Source organism: Demequina sp. NBRC 110051 (assembly GCF_002090055.1).
In the GTDB taxonomy this organism is placed as follows: Bacteria; Actinomycetota; Actinomycetes; order Actinomycetales; family Demequinaceae; genus Demequina.
This window is the reverse complement of record NZ_BBRH01000013.1, coordinates 36,246-49,778: the sequence shown is the minus strand read 5'-3', so window position 1 is coordinate 49,778 and position 13,533 is coordinate 36,246. Positions and strand designations below refer to the sequence as shown.

Below are 13,533 nucleotides of genomic sequence, written 5' to 3'. Positions count from 1 at the left end.
CCGATGCCGTGGTCGCCTCCGCGTGTTGGTTCAGTCTCGGTTCGTACTGTCGGGGGAGAGCCCCGCGATAGTCTGACCTTCAGTCAAGACAGGTTCGAAGGGGAGTCAATGTTTTCTAAGGTGCTCGTCGCCAACCGTGCCGAAATTGCCGTGCGTGCCTTCCGCGCCGCGGTGGAGCACGGAGCCAAGACCGTGGCCGTGTTCCCGCACGAGGACCGCATGTCCGAGCACCGCGTCAAGGCCGACGAGGCCTACCGGATCGGCGAAGAGGGCCACCCCGTCAAGGCCTATCTGGATATTGACGAGATGCTGCGCGTGGCGAAGCACGCCGGCGCCGACGCCATCTACCCCGGCTATGGCTTCCTGTCCGAGAACGTCGAGCTCTCGCGCCGCTGCGCCGAGGAGGGTGTCACGTTCGTGGGCCCGCCGCCTCAGGTGCTCGCCAAGGCCGGCGACAAGGTGGCGGCGCTGAGGGCCGCTCGCGAGGCCGGCGTTCCCGTGTTGGACTCCTCCGAGCCCTCGCGCGACACGGACGAGCTCATCGAGGCCGCTGACCGCATCGGCTTCCCAGTCTTCGTCAAGGCGGTCGCCGGTGGAGGCGGGCGCGGCATGCGCCGCGTCGAGACCCGCGAGGCGCTGCCCGAGTCTCTCGCCGCAGCCATGCGGGAGGCGGAGACCGCATTCGGCGACCCGACCGTCTTCCTGGAGCAGGCCGTCCTGGGGCCCCGCCACATCGAGGTCCAGATCCTCGCGGACGGCACCGGCAACATCGTGCACCTGTACGAGCGTGACTGCTCCGTGCAGCGCCGCCACCAGAAGGTCGTCGAGATCGCACCCGCACCCGCCCTCGACCCGGCCATCCGCGAGGCGCTGTGTGCCGACGCGGTGAAGTTCGCCCGCTCCATTGACTACGTCAACGCCGGCACCGTCGAGTTCCTGCTGGCCACCGAGGGCGAGCGCGCCGGCCAACACGTGTTCATTGAAATGAACCCGCGCATCCAGGTGGAGCACACCGTGACCGAGGAGGTCACGGGCATCGACCTCGTCGCGGCGCAGTTGCGCATCGCCTCGGGCGAGACGCTCGATCAGATCGGGATCCGTCAGGACGAGATCGCCACGCGTGGCTTCGCGGTGCAGACCCGCATCACCACCGAGGATCCGCTTAATGGCTTCCTGCCCGACACGGGCAAGATCGTCGCGTACCGCTCGCCCGGCGGCGCGGGGGTGCGCCTGGATGGCGCGACCGGCATGGCCGGCAACGAGATCACCGGCCACTTCGACTCGATGCTGGTGAAGCTCACGTGCCGTGGGCACGACTTCGACCAGGCCGTGCGCCGGGCGTCGCGTGCGCTGGCGGAGTTCCGCATCCGGGGCGTCACCAATAACATCCGCTTCCTGCGCGCGGTGCTCGCCGACGAGGCGTTCCGCGCCGGGGGAGTGACCACCGCCTTCATCGAAAATAACCCCCAGCTGCTCGAGGTGCCCGAGAACGCCGAGCGCTCCACCAAGCTGCTGACGTTCCTGGGCCACCGCACGGTCAACCGGGCCCACGGCGAGCCGCCGGTGACGATGGTGTCGCCGCGCGCGAAGCTGCCCTCGATCGACCTGAACGAGGCGCCTGCCGATGGCACGCGCCAGCAGCTGCTCGAGTTGGGCCCGGAGGGCTTCGCCCAGGCGCTGCGTGCCGAGAAGCGTCTGCGCCTGACCGACACCACCATGCGCGACGCACACCAATCGCTGCTCGCGACCCGCGTGCGCACCTACGACCTGCTGGGCGCCGCGGGCCACACCGCACGCATGATGCCCGAGCTGTTTTCGATCGAATGCTGGGGCGGCGCGACCTACGACGTCGCCATGCGTTTCCTGTCGGAGGACCCGTGGCTGCGCCTCGCGGACCTGCGCGAGGCCATGCCGAACATCGCGCTGCAGATGCTGCTGCGCGGCCGCAACACCGTGGGGTACACGCCCTACCCCGATGAGGTGGCCCACGCCTTCGTCGAGGAGGCCACCGCCACCGGTATCGACATCTTCCGCATCTTCGATGCCCTCAACGACGTAGACCAGATGCGCCCCGCCATCCAGGCCGTGCGCGAGACGGGTCAATCGGTCGCCGAGGCGACGCTGTGCTACACCGGCAACCTCATCTCGCCCGACGAGAAGATCTACACGCTCGACTATTACCTGCGCCTCGCGGAGCAGTTGGTCGACGCTGGCGCCCACATCCTCGCGGTGAAGGACATGGCGGGCCTGCTGCGTCCTGCCTCCGTGTTCGTGCTCGTCGACGCCCTGCGCAAGCGCTTCGACCTCCCGGTACACCTCCACACGCACGACACGACCGGCGGCCAGGTCGCCACGCTGCTCGCCGCCGCCGAGGCTGGCGTGGACGCCGTGGACGTTGCCAACTCCGCGATGGCAGGCACCACGTCGCAGCCGCCCATGAGTGCGCTCATCGCGGCCATGGAATACACCACTCGCCAGACCGAGATCCCGCTCGACGCGGCGCTCGACCTCGAGCCGTACTGGGAGGCCGTCCGCAAGCTCTACGGCCCCTTCGAGTCCGGTCTGCCAGGCCCGACGGGCCGTGTGTACCGCCACGAGATCCCCGGCGGGCAGCTCTCCAACCTGCGCCAGCAGGCGATTTCGCTGGGACTCGCGGACAAGTTCGAGCAGATCGAGGACATGTATGCCGCCGCGGACCGCATCCTTGGTCGGCTGGTCAAGGTCACGCCGTCCTCGAAAGTGGTGGGGGACCTTGCGCTGAACCTCGTCGCCGGGGGAGTGGACCCCGCCGACTTCGAGGCCAACCCGCAGGACTACGACCTGCCCGATTCCGTCATCGGCTTCCTCCAAGGCGAGCTGGGTGACCCACCCGCCGGCTGGCCCGAGCCGTTCCGCTCCAAGGCCCTCGAGGGACGAGGAGAATCCAAGCCCCGTGCTGAGCTGAGCGACGACGACAAGGCGGCCCTCGCATCGGCCGGTCCCGAGCGCCGCAGGCGCCTCAACCACCTGCTGTTCCCAGGCCCCGCCGACGACTTCGACGTCGCAGTCGACACCTACGGCGACATCTCGGTCGTGGACACGTTCCACTACCTCTATGGCATGACTGTGGGCTCCGGCGAGGAGGTGACCGTCCGGCTCGACGAGGGCAAGGAGATCATCGTCTCGCTGGAGGCGTTGGGCGAGCCCGACGACCACGGCGAACGCACCGCGATGTTCAACTACAACGGCTCGTTGCGTCCGGTCCAAATCCGTGACGAGGCGGCCTCGGTCGACATCGTCGAGCGGGAGAAGGCCGATGCCTCGGCCGGGTCGATCGGATCACCCTTCTCTGGCATGGTGACCGTGACCGTTGGTGTGGGCGACACCATCGAGAGCGGGCAGACCATTGCCCTGATCGAGGCGATGAAGATGGAATCCTCGATCACGTCGCCGATCAGTGGCACGGTGGCGCGCGTGGCGATCGACGGCGCCCAGGCCCTGCATGGCGGAGACCTCATTCTCGTCATCGAGTAGTGCGATGGTCGGCGCGGTGCGGGAAGCGACCCTCGGCGACGCCGAGCCCGTATGGGACCTGCTCGCCGCGCTGATGGCCGCTGTCGAGGAGTGGGCTGGGCATATGGGGGCCGCCGAGGTGACCCTCGCCACCTCGCGCCGACCGCTTCTACGAGGCAGTGGGGTACGCGCGTACGGCCGGGTACTTCAAGAAGCGCCTGGTAGACGATTCGAGGACGTAGGTCCCCCGAGAATTGTCGATCCGCCTGTGACACTGGAGTGAGCACAGGAGGAGGTCATCATGAAGGTTCTCGTCGCCACGGGTTCAAAGTACGGATCCACCCGCGAGGTGGGTGCCGTCGTCGCTGAAGAGTTGACGTCGCTCGGTTTCGACGTCGACGTCGCCGAGGCCTTCGAGGTGGGTGGCGTGCACTTCTATGACGCCATCATCGTGGGTTCCGCCGTGTATGGCGGGCTGTGGCGCCGCGACGCGTCCGGCCTGGTCCGTGAAAACGCCGAGGAGCTCCGTCACCGCGACGTGTGGCTGTTCTCCGTGGGCATGGCCACCGTGAAGCAGCCCCACCAGGAGTTCAACGAGGCGAAGGAACTGACCTCCCTCATCGCGGCCCGCGAGCACAGGACCTTCGACGGCGCCCTCGACTACGAGAAGCTCAACGCGGGGGAGAAGGCCATCATTCGTGCCCTCAACCCGCCCCAGGGAGACTTCCGCGACTTCGCGGAGATCCGCGACTGGGCTCACGGCGTGGCGACCGAGCTGAGGACGGTCGCGGCGCTGTAGCAGTGCTGTCGCGACGGTGTCTCAGCCGTCACTAGGCGGCGAAACGTACCGCTTCCTCCACCACCGTCAACGCGCTCGAGAGCGCAGAGACAGCCGGGGCGGTCGCGTCATCGTGTGGGCTGCGCCACCTGGCGGCCACCTCGATTTGCAGGCCGGCAAGCCCCAAGTGTCGCTGCGCGAGGCTTGTCACCGTGTAGTGCGGGCTGGCATCAAACGGCGAGTCGACGGCGACGTCGAAAGGCTGCAGTTCCTCGCGCAGGATGTCGACCGCCATTTCTTCAAGAGGTCCCGGCTGGGGCCCGGTGCCGAGACAGAAGTCGGGCCCGTGGTGATCGCCCATGCCGTGAATGTCGACCACCATGCGAGCCGGCGACGTGAGGCCCCTGAGGTGCCGGGTGAACTCGTCGTCCCGCTCGTCCCATGTCTCCCATTCGTGCCGGGCACGGGTGACGACAACGGTCGAGACGTGGGCGACCTCTCCGGCCAACATCGTGAGTGACCCGGTGTGCAAGTCCGCCTGCTTGAGGGCGCCGGCACGGTAGTGCTTGGTGGCGTGCGGGGCGGTCAGGACGACGGCGCTGCCGCGGTCGGTCAGGAGCGCGGGATCGGCTCCCCGCGCGCTGGCGCGGGCCGTGCCGAACTCGTCATGGAGCTCGCGCCACCTCGTCGTGATGTCTGCGGTTTCGATGGTCTCGGTCATCGCTCCTCCAGCCTTCTCAGGGTGGCGCGCACATCGGCGCTGGTAGACAGGCTATCTGCGGAGGTGCGTCGGGCGGATGAGGCGCGCCGCGAGGCGGGCCGTCACTCTCGTGAGGCCTGGTGCCAGGGTTTGTCGCTCTCGGCGCGTACCCAGCTGATCGTGGCGGAGCGCTCAATGTGGGCACCGCGGAACCAATACGTGGCGCCGGGGTTCCATCCGGCGATGACGCTCGCGACGCCCTCGTAGACGTCGATCAGGCGCCCGGCGAGGTCCAGGTACCCGGCGAGCGTGAGGTGCACGGCGTCCCACTCGACGGCAATGGTCGGCCAGTCGGGGATCACCCAGCGCACGTCGTCGCGGCCGGTGGTGCGGTACCAGTCGTGCCGCTTGGAGGCGGTCACCTCAAGCGGCGCCATACGACACAGGGAGGCCCAGTCTTGGGCGCTCTCGATGGTGTACACACGCGCCGCAGGCCGTGCGACCACGGGTGCGGTCAGCGCCTCCGTCTCGCCAAGGCCGTCCTCCACGAGAGAAAGGCCCCAGGGTCCGACGGCCTTCGAGTGTGGTGTCGAGACCACCAATCCGTGCGGGGGAGTGGACCACCACGTGCCGCTGTACGGCGCGCGGGCGTCCCGTGGCCGGTCACGTGAAGCGGCACGTTCGCCTTCGAGCATCTGGGCGGTCCAACCTTGGAGAAGGTCGGGCGCGGCCGATGGCGTGGGCCAGGGCGTATTCGGCTCCCCGTCGCGAAGGTGGACCACGGCGTATGCCTCGCCGTCAGGTGGGGGAAGCAGGTCTTGCTCCGCGACCGCCGTAGCGAGACGCGAAAGCGCGCCATCGAGCTCGGGCCGCGCGGCGAGAACATCTTCACCGCGAGGAGGCTGCCAGTAGGCGGCATCGTCGACGGTCTCGACGAGAGCCTTCCACACATCCGCGGAGGTTAGCGCCAGGGGATCGAGGTTGCTGATCTCCCGCGCGACGTCAGCAACCTCATCGTTCGGCGTCTGAGGAGGTTCTCCTGTGTGCGCCTCGACATCGGCCCAGCCGAACATGATCAGCGGCGTGCCTGCGTCGCGGTCGAGGTCGAGGGCGACGGGAAAAACTGTGCTGCGCACAGCATCGGATGTCCGCGAAGCCAGCGCCAGGAGGAGGCGGCGCCCCCGCGGCCCGGCGAACGCGGGCAGAGTGCTCACTCGGAAAACTCGATGCCGATCGTGCCGCCTTCGGGGAGCGGCTCACCGGGAGCGGGCGACTGATCGATGACTACGCCGTTGGTGTCCATCATGATCTCTGGCCGTGAGCCCGTGACGGCCTCCATCTCGTCCACGGCCTCCTCGAGGGTCATCCCCATGAGATCGGGAACGGGCGTGGCTACGACGGCTGTGAGGGCTGCCGTGGGAGTCGGCTCGCCGGGATCGGCACAGCCTGCGACGCCCGCCAGCGCGAGCGCGCTCAGAAGAATGAGTCGTCGGTCCATGTGTGCCCCCTTGATGTCTATCGAGCCTGGCAGGACCGATAAACGAGCGCAAGCCAGGCGCGCGACCTACAGTCGTATCCGTGACCTCACACGCGTCCCACCGATCGTGGAAGTCGATCGCGTCGCATCGGTCGGTGCTGTCGATTGGCAGCGATCGCTCCGTGCTCAGCATCGGCTCGACGGACTCCGTGCTCAGCATCGGCTCGTCAGGTTCGATCCTGTCGATCGGGTCGTGGCTGTCCGTCGGGAGTGTGCTGTCGGCGCTGTCCGTGGCGTCCGTGTTGTCGTGGCGTTCGGTGGGGGCGGTGGCGAGGGCGGGCCACCGACGCGCTAACTGACATAATGCACATTATCGGCGTTACGCGGGAGCCAGTGGCTGCATGCTATCGGTCACCGTGGACGAGCCGTCACAGCCGCCACACCACCTCGCCGTCGTCTAGCTCCGCGGTGCGTCGCATGCCCAGGCGTGCCGCTACGCGCTCCGACGCGACGTGACCGTCGGCGATGCTCGCACGGAACTCAGTAACGCCGTGCCCGCGTAACTGGTGGATCACCAGGGACGTCGCGCGCATGGCGAACCGGCGTCCTTGGTGCTCCGGATGTATGAGCCAGGCCAAGGACGCGGCGACCGGCGCCGCATCAAGCGGGATGGTGGCCTGCACGTAGCCTACGGCTCGCGAGGATTGCGCCTCCCTGATGATCCAGTTCATCCACACCTGACTGCCATCCGGCGACACTCCACGTGACTGCCTGACATAACGTTGCCTGAGCGTCCCGAGTGACGGCGGATCGCCCCCGGTGAACCTGTACAAGGATGGCTCGGCGAGCACCTGCGCCATCTCGGCCGCGTGGTTCACATGGAGTGGCTCAAGATCCAATACTCCGTCGCTCGCGCCGGCAGCGTGAAGGGTCACCACCACTCCTCTGCAACTGTCTCTCGTTCGTCAGGACGATGCGTTGCCGACCGATAATTCGATGCGATTCGCCCACGGGTCGTCGAAACGGATGGTGTGCCCGTCATCGGCCAGCGACACCCCTGCAAAGCGCAGCCTCTCCCCCGCCTCGCCCAGGTCGTCGGCGCTCGGTACGCCGATCCGCACCAGGCCCAAGCCCAATGCAGGCGCCCGCAGCCCGGCGCCCCGCGAGTTCCAGACGTTCATGGCCATGTGGTGGTGATAGCCACCCGCGGAGACGAACAACGCCTGGCCAGGCATGGCAAACGTTTGGTCGAATCCCAGCGCGTCCACGTAGAACTCGCGCGCCGTATCGACATCGCCCACCGAGAGGTGAACGTGACCCACGGTGGCCGGCGCCAAGCCGGCCACAGCATCGGCCGTCTCGACGACCAGATGCTCGCCGAGGAACGCATTGGGGTCCAGGTACAGCGTGCCCATTTCGACCTCGCCGTGCGTCCACGACCACTCGGTGCGATCGCGATCCCAGTACAGTTCGACACCGTTGCCCTCGGGGTCCGTCATGTAGAACGCGATCGACACCAGGTGGTCGGCACTACCGGTGTAGGTGCCGGGATAGCGTCGAGCGATCGAATATAGCGAGCGCGCTAACTCCGCACGATCCTCGAAGACAATCGCGGTGTGGAACAGCCCCGCAGATCCCCGCGCTGCCCACGAGAGCTCAGGCGCGTGCTCGAGAATCACCACGGCGACTCCCCCGCGTCCCAGCACGGCTACGCCATCTACCAGGGACATCAGTTCGAGCAGCACGCCGTCGCGGTAGTAGGCGATCATCGCGTCGAGGTCGGCGACTTTCAAGGTCACTGCTCCCATGCCGGTGGTCGCGGCGAGCGCGTCCGGCCGGTGCGCCGGTTGGGTCGTCATGCCAACTCCAGCAGGTGTCCGGTGACGTCGCGCTTGGCGGCGAGGTAGCGCGCATTGGCGGCGGTCAGGTGCACGGCGGTCGGCACCTGTGCCTCCACGCGCACACCGAGGCCCTCCAGCTGTGCGGCCTTGTCGGGGTTGTTCGACAGTAGGCGGATCCGGTCGGCACCCACCGCCGCGAGCATCTGCGCGACCATCGAGTAGTCGCGCTCGTCGTCGGCGTGACCCACGGCGCGGTTGGCCTCGTAGGTGTCGAGCCCCGCGTCCTGCAGCGCGTACGCGTCGAGCTTGGCGTACAGGCCGATGCCGCGACCCTCCTGACGCAGGTATGCGAGGAAGCCGCCACTGTGTGCGATGCGCTCGACCGCCTCGCGCAGCTGCGGACCGCAGTCGCAGCGCTCGGAGCCGAATACGTCGCCCGTCAGGCACTCGGAGTGGGGGCGCATCAACGGCGCCTCTCCCCCGTCGCGAGACTCCTCAAGGGCCACACGCCAGTCGCCCAGGCCTAGGAGCAGGTGCTCCTTGCCATCGACGAGCCCTATGAAGGTCATCACGTCTGCGTCGGTCGAGTAGCCGTCGGCGAAGCGTAACGGCACCCTCACGCTGGTGCGCACGGTGGCGCTCTTGGGGGCCGGGGTCACGGCCGATGCTGCGGCGGGCATCGCGGTCGCGGTGGCACTCATGGTCACTCCTCAGTCCGGTCGCCCCAGCGTAGGGGCAATCACTTGAGGATTCAACTAAGAGTGGCCGCGAGACATTCCCGCTGTGCGCGTTATTTCCGCGTGACCCGCACCCGCACCGTGTCGCCGATGTCCTTGCCCAGTGCCTTGCGGACCTTGGCATTGAGGGAGATCATGTGGCCGCCGCGTCCCGTGACCATCGCACCGACATTCGCCAGTGAGACGTCATCGATGACAGCATCGACCCGCACCGACTTTCCCGTGCCGAACAGCTCCGCGGAGTCGGGGATCTCGACACACGCCCACGTCTCGCCCTTGACCTCGACGCCGATGACGCCCTCGAACGAGATCTGGGCGCCGCTCATGCGACGTACTCCTTGAGGTGCTGTCCGGTGAGTGTCGAGGCATCGGCCACCAGCGCGGCCGGTGTGCCCTCGAAGACCACGCGGCCGCCGTCGTGACCGGCGCCGGGGCCCATGTCGATGATCCAGTCGGCGTGCGCCATCACGGCCTGGTGATGCTCGATGACGATCACGGTCTTGCCCGAGTCCACCAGGCGGTCCAGCAGCCCCAGCAGGTTGTCGACGTCCGCCAAATGCAGCCCCGTGGTGGGCTCGTCGAGCACGTAGACGTCACCCTTCTCGGTCATGCGGGCAGCGAGTTTCAGGCGCTGGCGCTCGCCGCCGGAGAGGGTCGTGAGCGGCTGGCCGAGCTTCAGGTAGCCCAGGCCCACGTCCTTCATACGGTCCAGAATTTTGTGCGCGGCGGGAACCTTGCCGTCGCCCTCGGCGAAGAATGCCTCCGCGGCGGAGACGGACATCTCCAGCACCTCGGCGATGTTCTTGCCGCCCAGGGTGTGCTCAAGCACCGAGGCCTGGAACCGGCGACCCTCGCACTCCTCGCAGATCGTCTCGACCGAGTCGAACGGCCCCAGGTCGGTCACCACGACGCCGGCGCCCTTGCATACGGGGCAGGCGCCCTCGGAGTTCGAGCTAAAGAGCGCGGGCTTCACGCCGTTGGCCTTCGCGAAGGCCTTCCGGATGGGCTCCAAGAGCGCCGTGTAGGTGGCCGGCGACGAGCGTCTTGAGCCGCGGATGGGGCTCTGGTCCACCGCGATCACTTCGTCGCGCGGGGTCACCGAGCCGTGAACGAGCGACGACTTGCCTGACCCGGCCACCCCGGTGACCACCGTGAGGACGCCCAGCGGGATATCGACGGACACGTCTTGGAGGTTGTGGGCCGATGCCCCACGCACCTCGATCGCACCGGTCGCCTTGCGTGCGGAGTCCTTGAGCGCGGCGCGGTCGTGCAGGTGGCGGCCGGTGAGCGTGTCGGCCTCGGCGAGCGCCCCGACCGTGCCTTCAAACACGACCTCTCCCCCGTCGGACCCGGCGCCGGGTCCCATGTCCACGACGTGGTCCGCGATCGCGATCGCCTCGGGCTTGTGCTCCACCACGAGCACCGTGTTGCCCTTGTCACGCAGTTGGACCAGCAGGTCGTTCATGCGACCGATGTCATGCGGGTGCAGCCCGATGGTCGGCTCGTCGAACACATAGGTCACGTCCGTCAGGGCCGAACCCAGGTGGCGGATCAACTTGGTGCGCTGCGACTCGCCGCCGGACAGGGTGCCGGTGGGCCGCTCAAGCGACAGGTAGCCCAGGCCGATGTCGACGAAGGCGCGCAGCACCGCGCGGATGCCGTCCACGAGCGGCCCCGCAGCCGGCAGGTCGACACCCTCGAACCATGCCGCGAGATCCGTGATCTGCATGCGGCACAACTCGGCGATGTTCTTGCCCGCAACGAGTGACGAGCGCGCCGTCTCGTTCAGGCGGGTGCCGTCGCACTCTGGGCACGTCTGGAAGGTCACCGCGCGCTCGACGAACGCACGGATGTGCGGCTGCATCGCGTCCTTGTCCTTGCTCAGCATCGACTTCTGGATGCGCGGAATCAGCCCCTCGTAGGTCATGTTCATGTTCGCGAACTTGACCTTGGTGGGCTCCTTGTACAGGAAGTCCTCACGCTCGCGCTTGGTGAAATCCTTGATGGGCTTGTCGCCGTCGAGGAAACCGGACTCCGAATAGATGCGCACGTACCAGCCGTCGGCCGTGTAACCGGGCACGGTGATGGCGCCGTCCTGAAGCGACTTGTTCTCGTCGAACACCTGGGTGAGGTCGATGTCGGAGACGGACCCCATGCCCTCGCAGCGCGGGCACTGGCCACCCTGGATGGAGAAGGACCGCACCTCCTTGGTGGTGGTGCCGCGGCTGTTCTCCATCTGCACGGCGCCCTGGCCGGAGATGGACGCGACGTTGAACGAGTATGCCTGCGGCGAACCTATGTGTGGCTCGGCCACCCGCGAGAACAGCATCCTGAGCAGGGCGTTCGCGTCCGTGGCGGTACCGACGGTGGAGCGGGCGTTGGCGCCCATGCGCTCCTGGTCGACCATGATCGCCGTGGTCAGCCCCGCGAGGGAGTCGACGTCGGGGCGATTCAGCGACGGCATGAAGCCCTGCACGAAGGCGGGGTACGTCTCGTCGATGAGTCGGCGGGACTCTGCGGCGATGGTGCCGAACACCAGCGAGCTCTTGCCCGAGCCCGAGACGCCCGTGAAAACCGTGAGGCGCCGCTTGGGTAGATCGACGGAGATGTCCTTGAGGTTGTTCTCGCGCGCGCCGCGCACGCGGATCACGTCGTGGCTGTCAGCCTCGGTCACGGGGATACTCCTTGGGGACGGCCGATGCGGTGGTGGGTTTGCTCTGTCGGTTCACCTAGTCTGCCAGGAGGCTCAGCCGCGCTGCTGGAGGCGGATCAGGTTTCCAGCGGGGTCGCGCAGTGCGCAGTCACGCACGCCATACGGCTGGTCGGTGGGTTCCTGGACGATCTCCACATCGTGGCGCTCAATGTCCTCGAACGCCGCATCAACATCGGGGGTCGCGAGCAGCAGCGAGGCGAAGGTGCCCTTCGCCATCATCTCGGCGACGGTCTGCTTCTCCTCGTCCGTCACGCCGGGGTTGGCCTGGGGCGGGTAGAGCACGATGTTCGTGTCGGGTTGGCCGCCGGGGCCGACGGTGATCCACCGCATGGCGCCCTGGCCCACATCGAGCCGCACCTCGAAGCCCAACACGTCACGGTAGAAAGCGAGCGAGGCCTCGGGGTCGGTCAGTGGCAGAAACGAGGAGTGAATCGTGATGTCCATGGCTTCACCGTAGGACGGTCAGGTACTCCGCGGCTTCTCGATTCCTGACCGGTCTGGCCGCCTCCCGGGTGACGAGCGTGGGAAGCCCCGCCACGGCATCGGCCATCTCGCGGCGGTACGCGCCGGGTGAGATCCCGACGAGCTCGGTGAAGCGCGTGGTGAAGGTGCCGAGCGATTGGCAGCCCACGGCGAGCGCGACGTCGGTGACGCTGAGGTCGCCGCGGCGCAGCAGCGACATGGCACGCTCGATGCGGCGCGTCATGAGGTATGAGTAGGGGCTCTCGCCGTACGCGGCGCGGAAGGAGTGCGAGAAGTGCCCGGCGGACATGCCGACGCCCGCGGCGATGGACTCGACGTCGAGCGGCCGCGCGTGCTCACGGTCCATGCGGTCGCGCGCGCGGCGCAGCAGCGCGAGGTCGCGCAGGCGCTGCTCTGTCGGTGTCGCCACGCCTTCATCGTGCCACCTCGTGCCGGTGCGCGTAGCGTCGTGCCATGACCCAGACGCTCACCCTCCCCGACGGGCGTGGCCTCGCCGTGCACGGCGCCCCCGGCGCGGAGCTCACGGTGTTCTGGCATCACGGCACTCCCGGGACCGGCGCGCCGCCGCCCTTTGTGCTGCCCGACGGCTGGGCATGGGCTGGCGTGGACCGGCCCGGCTACGGCGACTCGACACGCCTGCCGGGGCGCTCCCCCGCCGACGTGGCGCGCGACGTCGCGGCCGTGGCGGACGAGTGGGGGCTTTCGACATATGCGGTGGTCGGCTACTCGGGCGGCGGGCCCCACGCGCTTGCTTCCGCAGCCGCCGATGCCAGGGTCGCCTGGGCCATCACCGTCGCCTCGCTCGCCCCACGGGACGCCGACGGGCTCGACTGGTACGACGGGATGATCGCGTCAGGGGTCGCGGCGTTGGGGGCGGCGGAGTCGGGTGAGGATGCCCGCAGGTCCCTCAAGGACGAGGACTACGACCCCGAGTTCACCGAGCGTGACTGGGAGGCACTGCGGGACGGCCTCGGATGGCTAGGCGAGGCGGGCGGCTTCCCCGACGGACCCGTGGACGACGACCTCGCCTACGTGCGCGAGTGGGGCGTGGCGCTCGCGGACATCCGCTGCCCGGTGACGCTGCTGCATGGCACCGCGGACCGGATCGTGCCGGTGGCGCATGGGCGTTGGCTGGCGGCGGCCCTCGCAGACGCGACGCTGGTTGAGTTGGACGGCGACGGCCACGTGAGCGCGCTCGCGGCCCTGCCGAGGTTCCTCAGCGCTTCACCCTGACTCGCGCATGCGTCCTGTGAGGAGGCTGGTGCAAGTATCGGTGCCCGGAGTCGCACCAGCCTCCTCACAGGACGCTTCA

General features: G+C 68.1%; 14 protein-coding genes. 4 read left to right on the top strand and 10 right to left on the bottom strand.

Annotation, left to right across the window (positions count from 1 at the left end):
• Window positions 1-3: 3 nt before the first annotated feature.
• Together B7K20_RS07745 and B7K20_RS07740 are read left to right on the top strand one after the other, a co-directional pair.
• Entirely contained in the window at window positions 4-3,513 is a 3,510-nt protein-coding gene (locus B7K20_RS07745) for a pyruvate carboxylase (RefSeq protein WP_371327873.1), read from the top strand.
• A gap of 280 nt (window positions 3,514-3,793) precedes the next feature.
• Window positions 3,794-4,291, top strand: coding sequence for a flavodoxin domain-containing protein (locus tag B7K20_RS07740; protein ID WP_084101959.1), 498 nt, complete (start codon window positions 3,794-3,796; stop codon window positions 4,289-4,291).
• Window positions 4,292-4,322: 31 nt separating this feature from the next.
• Here B7K20_RS07740 and B7K20_RS07735 read toward each other — a convergent pair whose 3' ends face one another.
• From B7K20_RS07735 to B7K20_RS07725, 3 genes are all read right to left on the bottom strand, one after another.
• Window positions 4,323-4,991: a hypothetical protein gene (locus B7K20_RS07735; protein WP_084101958.1), complete on the bottom strand. Its 669-nt coding sequence runs from the start codon at window positions 4,989-4,991 to the stop codon at window positions 4,323-4,325.
• 101 nt (window positions 4,992-5,092) lie between these two features.
• Window positions 5,093-6,106, bottom strand: a complete 1,014-nt coding sequence (locus B7K20_RS07730) for a hypothetical protein (RefSeq protein ID WP_144018590.1) — start codon at window positions 6,104-6,106, stop codon at window positions 5,093-5,095.
• A 74-nt stretch (window positions 6,107-6,180) separates the two neighbouring features.
• On the bottom strand, window positions 6,181-6,468 hold the full coding sequence (locus tag B7K20_RS07725) for a PASTA domain-containing protein (protein WP_084101956.1): 288 nt from the start codon (window positions 6,466-6,468) through the stop codon (window positions 6,181-6,183).
• A gap of 80 nt (window positions 6,469-6,548) precedes the next feature.
• Here B7K20_RS07725 and B7K20_RS07720 point away from each other — a divergent pair, with 80 nt between their 5' ends.
• On the top strand, window positions 6,549-6,806 hold the full coding sequence (locus B7K20_RS07720) for a hypothetical protein (RefSeq protein WP_200809049.1): 258 nt from the start codon (window positions 6,549-6,551) through the stop codon (window positions 6,804-6,806).
• 69 nt (window positions 6,807-6,875) lie between these two features.
• Here B7K20_RS07720 and B7K20_RS07715 read toward each other — a convergent pair whose 3' ends face one another.
• The 7 genes from B7K20_RS07715 to B7K20_RS07685 all read right to left on the bottom strand — a co-directional run bounded on the left by B7K20_RS07715 (window position 6,876) and on the right by B7K20_RS07685 (window position 12,630).
• Window positions 6,876-7,382, bottom strand: a complete 507-nt coding sequence (locus B7K20_RS07715; RefSeq protein WP_144018589.1) for a GNAT family N-acetyltransferase — start codon at window positions 7,380-7,382, stop codon at window positions 6,876-6,878.
• A gap of 30 nt (window positions 7,383-7,412) precedes the next feature.
• Window positions 7,413-8,306 carry a VOC family protein gene (locus B7K20_RS07710; protein WP_084101953.1) on the bottom strand — a complete coding sequence of 298 codons (894 nt, stop codon included), beginning with the start codon at window positions 8,304-8,306 and terminating at the stop codon, window positions 7,413-7,415.
• A complete protein-coding gene (gene ribA, locus B7K20_RS07705) occupies window positions 8,303-8,989 on the bottom strand; it encodes a GTP cyclohydrolase II (RefSeq protein ID WP_084101952.1) in 687 nt (228 codons plus the stop codon). Before ribA ends, B7K20_RS07710 begins: the two co-directional genes overlap by 4 nt.
• Before the next feature lie 89 nt (window positions 8,990-9,078).
• Window positions 9,079-9,351, bottom strand: coding sequence for a DUF1905 domain-containing protein (locus B7K20_RS07700; protein ID WP_084101951.1), 273 nt, complete (start codon window positions 9,349-9,351; stop codon window positions 9,079-9,081).
• Window positions 9,348-11,699 carry an excinuclease ABC subunit UvrA gene (locus tag B7K20_RS07695; RefSeq protein WP_084101950.1) on the bottom strand — a complete coding sequence of 784 codons (2,352 nt, stop codon included), beginning with the start codon at window positions 11,697-11,699 and terminating at the stop codon, window positions 9,348-9,350. The genes B7K20_RS07700 and B7K20_RS07695 overlap by 4 nt, the downstream gene beginning before the upstream one ends.
• A 72-nt stretch (window positions 11,700-11,771) precedes the next feature.
• On the bottom strand, window positions 11,772-12,182 hold the full coding sequence (locus B7K20_RS07690) for a VOC family protein (RefSeq protein WP_084101949.1): 411 nt from the start codon (window positions 12,180-12,182) through the stop codon (window positions 11,772-11,774).
• 4 nt (window positions 12,183-12,186) lie between these two features.
• Entirely contained in the window at window positions 12,187-12,630 is a 444-nt protein-coding gene (locus tag B7K20_RS07685; protein WP_234985761.1) for a helix-turn-helix transcriptional regulator, read from the bottom strand.
• Window positions 12,631-12,674: 44 nt separating this feature from the next.
• Here B7K20_RS07685 and B7K20_RS07680 point away from each other — a divergent pair, with 44 nt between their 5' ends.
• Window positions 12,675-13,454: an alpha/beta fold hydrolase gene (locus B7K20_RS07680; RefSeq protein WP_084101948.1), complete on the top strand. Its 780-nt coding sequence runs from the start codon at window positions 12,675-12,677 to the stop codon at window positions 13,452-13,454.
• Window positions 13,455-13,533 lie beyond the last annotated feature (79 nt).